Here is a 605-nt window from a genome sequence, read left to right on the forward strand (position 1 = left end):
CGTGCCGCGCCGTATTCGCGCATTGCGCGCAGTCCGGCTGCACGCCCGGCCAGGGATGGCCGGGCCGGGCGTGATTCCGAAGGGGCGGCGTTCTGTGGGTACCTTGACCGGCTTTCTGTGGGAGCGGCGTCCCACGGGGATTTCCTTCGGTCATAAGCCGCGATCGCAAGCTTCGGCTATTGCGCTGGCCAGGCGTGCTGGGGGATTCGCTGCGGCTCTTGTTCCGCAGGGGTGGCACGAAGCTCAACAGCTTTCGCCCGCTGCGCGTGCGGACCACTTTCTCTAGCCCAAGCTCCCTGTAGGAGCGGCGCAAGCCGCGACCGCGAATTCCAGCCACGTCGCTGGTTCCGAACGGGCTGGCTTCCTGTGGGAGCGGCGTGAGCCGCGATCGCGAATTCCAGCCACGTCGCAGGTTCCGAACGGGCTGGTTTCCTGTGGGAGCGGCGTGAGCCGCGATCGCGAACTTCGGCTACTGCGGTGGCTGGGCGTGCTGGGAGATTCGCTGCTGCTTTCGCTCCGCAGGGCCGGCCCGAAGGTCAACGGCTTCCGCCCGCTGCGCGTGCGGGTCACTTTCTCTTGCTAGCCCAAGAGAAAGTAACCAAAGA

This window comes from Lysobacter sp. CCNWLW3, from assembly GCF_036697405.1.
GTDB lineage: Bacteria > Pseudomonadota > Gammaproteobacteria > Xanthomonadales > Xanthomonadaceae > Lysobacter.